Origin of the sequence: Desulfobacter sp. UBA2225 (assembly GCF_002348205.1) — a bacterium.
GTDB lineage: Bacteria > Desulfobacterota > Desulfobacteria > Desulfobacterales > Desulfobacteraceae > Desulfobacter > Desulfobacter postgatei.
The window spans coordinates 1-2,753 of the sequence record NZ_DDYV01000186.1 but is presented as its reverse complement, the minus strand read 5'-3'; the positions used below and the strand labels follow the sequence as shown (position 1 = coordinate 2,753).

The 2,753-nt window shown below is 44.9% G+C and carries 4 protein-coding genes; 2 read left to right on the top strand and 2 right to left on the bottom strand.

What is annotated here, in order from left to right; all coding sequences use genetic code 11:
• Window positions 1-537, bottom strand: a 537-nt coding sequence (locus B3D59_RS09630; protein WP_286819350.1) for a hypothetical protein, incomplete at its 3' end; no start/stop codon positions are given.
• 139 nt (window positions 538-676) lie between these two features.
• Window positions 677-1,003: a PilZ domain-containing protein gene (locus B3D59_RS09625; RefSeq protein WP_286819349.1), complete on the bottom strand. Its 327-nt coding sequence runs from the start codon at window positions 1,001-1,003 to the stop codon at window positions 677-679.
• Window positions 1,004-1,714: 711 nt separating this feature from the next.
• On the opposite strand from B3D59_RS09625, the gene B3D59_RS09620 reads away from it, so the two are divergent.
• Window positions 1,715-1,948 carry a hypothetical protein gene (locus tag B3D59_RS09620; RefSeq protein WP_286819348.1) on the top strand — a complete coding sequence of 78 codons (234 nt, stop codon included), beginning with the start codon at window positions 1,715-1,717 and terminating at the stop codon, window positions 1,946-1,948.
• Between the two features lie 96 nt (window positions 1,949-2,044).
• Window positions 2,045-2,491 (top strand): type II toxin-antitoxin system VapC family toxin, encoded by a 447-nt coding sequence (locus B3D59_RS09615; protein WP_286819347.1) that lies wholly within the window; start codon window positions 2,045-2,047, stop codon window positions 2,489-2,491.
• The last annotated feature ends 262 nt before the right edge of the window (window positions 2,492-2,753 follow it).

Below are 2,753 nucleotides of genomic sequence, written 5' to 3'. Positions count from 1 at the left end.
CAGCCAGACTGCCGCCGGAATGGGAACGGCCGATGCGAATCCTGTGTTACCGGAACCGTCGTTCATGAGTATGTGTGCGGCCGCCAAATACCCCTTATCATTGAAAGCTAAAACATCAGCCGCACTCATCCACCCCGTTCCAAACAAAGTGAAGCTTAGAGTGTCAACCGCATTAGGCGGGTTCGTCCCCAATATAAGGCTGTACCTCCCAAATCCAGCTATGTTTTTGGGCTGCAAGGGGTTGGGAGATCCCGGAATCGCACTTGCCGCGAAGTAATCGGGCGAAACATCGGCGTACCCTGTATATCCGGTTGGATTGATGCCGAAAGCATTAATCAAAAAATCACCATAACGCGTTACGGTTATGAGCGCCTCATCGCCCGACTGATTCACCTCGACAGCCGCCCACGGCCCGCCCGAAAGGGCATCATTGCCGATATTTAAATCAAAAGAGATAATATCGGCAAACGCCGTCCCCGATACAAAGAACCCCAAAAAAACACCTACAAAAATAAACAACCTCAAACTTTTTTTCATAATTTTCCCCCCTTCTTTTTTGTTTTTAAAAGACTCAACAACTATCCCAGGCTCTGCGCCAAAATCCCCTTGTATTTTAACGTTCTTGTTACAGTTCTTTCGCTGCTTTCAGAGTTGCCCGATGGCGCTTTCTGAAAAATTACGCATTATGTGGAAATATTTTGTATTTTCTGTCAAAATAGACGGCTATGCCGAGTTCATCCGTGCGAACCACCCATCCTTTAATGTGAATATGTATCTTTTCCTTTTTAAGCTTGTATCTGTTCTCCAAGAAGAGCATCAGGTCCACTTTTACATCCGAACCCACCGGCATTGGCTTGCAATTGAGGAAAAAAGCCCCCTCCGAACTGATATCCCTGGTCATCACTTCACAACTTACAGGCTTTTGGCTTTCATCCATCATCGAAAGCAACGCCAGCAGTTTAAGATCAAATCTTTCTGTTTGCCTTCTTTCGGTTTCAGTCACGCCAAACTCTTTCAGTTCGTTTGAAATCGAAGGTTGCCGAATTCAAGGCTTTCAGATCAGTACAGCTTCGAAAATCATATATTATAGGAATAAAAACCGCGGAGAGTCGTTGTCGCTATCTAATTTCATAAATTCATCTTTTATATATAAATACAATTCATTTATTCGTAAAACAATACGCTAAACGGATGGTTTTTTTGCGTATTGTTATGAGTTATCATATCGGTAGAATAGGTTAGGCTGAAAATTGATCTAGTACTTTTTACCTAGTTTATGGATTTCAAAAAATACGAAAAAATAATACCTTTTACCGATAGTGCCCGCTGTGAATTGATGCTAATCATAATTTTAGACGGGAATAAAAAGGGCATTGAATTTATTTAAAAAACCCGACCCTCTTATAAGCCTGTTTGATCCAATGAGATTACCGGCGTGACCCTTTGACCGGCAGTAATAAATGGTACTTTTGTACACAAAAACGATAGGTTAAGATTGATTACACATGTAACCCAAGGGGCGGAGCTGTATAGAAGAGATGGCAATAACGCTAACACTCTGAACATATGCTTGATTTCTGAGGCTCTTACATCATGATGCAAAACAGTGTCATCACTGATGTGTTATAGCCAAAGGCATATGGATTAAGGGATAAGCTCAACGATCCAAACTATCCAAACCGGATAAAAAAATCAAACCAATTCAACGATCATCATGATCCGAACACAAATTCAGCTTCAAAACGAGCAGATCATCTGGCTCAAGAAATTCGCTCTTGAAAACAACATCTCCATGTCCCAGGTTATTCGGGACTGCATCGAGGCTTATCGGGCCCATTCCGAAAGGAACCGGGAACTGAGCGCCAAAAAGAAGAAAGCCCTGTTGGCCGTCGGCAGCTTTGCTACGGGGAATGAGACTGAGGACTCAGGACTAAGGGATGAGGGCTGAAACCTGAGACCTGAAAAACAAGGGATGAGGGCTGAAACCTGAAAGCGCTTCGTTTCCAACGCTCCAAACGAACATAACGTTCCAAACGATCCCAATTTGAAAGTATTTGTCGACACTTCGGCGTTTTACGCGCTCATTGATCGATCCGACCGGTATCATGCTCAGGCGTCCGCCTTATGGACGGACCTGCTCAATGACAGCTTCCGCCTTTTAACCTCAAACTACGTGGTCTGGGAGACCATCGGTCTGCTTCAGAAGCGGATCGGGTTTGAGGCGGCACGGCTCTGGCACAAGGACATTCTGGGGGTTCTCAATGTCCTGTGGGTGGATGCGGGGATGCACCAGCGGGCCTATGAGCTCTGGCTGAATTTGGGCCGCAAAAGGGTGAGCCTGGTGGATTGCGTCAGCTTTGTAGCCATGCACGCGCATGTGATTGATAAGGCGTTCTGTTTTAAACCGCATTTCGCGGATCACGGGTTTTCCTTGCTTGCGCCAACCGAAGGGCAGAGGGCAAGGGATAAAGATTCCAAGGCTGAAAGCTGAAAAGACTCAAGACAGGGGATTGCTGCACAGGGACTGAGTGACGGACTGGATTGGAAAATAAGAATATGCAGGTGCATGGAAAAATATTTGGATTGATCCGTGAAATTAACCGCCTTACTCATAATACATTTTCCGCGTAATATTCCCCCTACGGTTTCTGGCATCGAATAAATAGATTGGCTGCTAACCCAGACAACAGATTTCAAGGCAGATGCCGTGCAGAATCGTTGCTGTCCACTGATCAAAAATAATACTGGAAAAG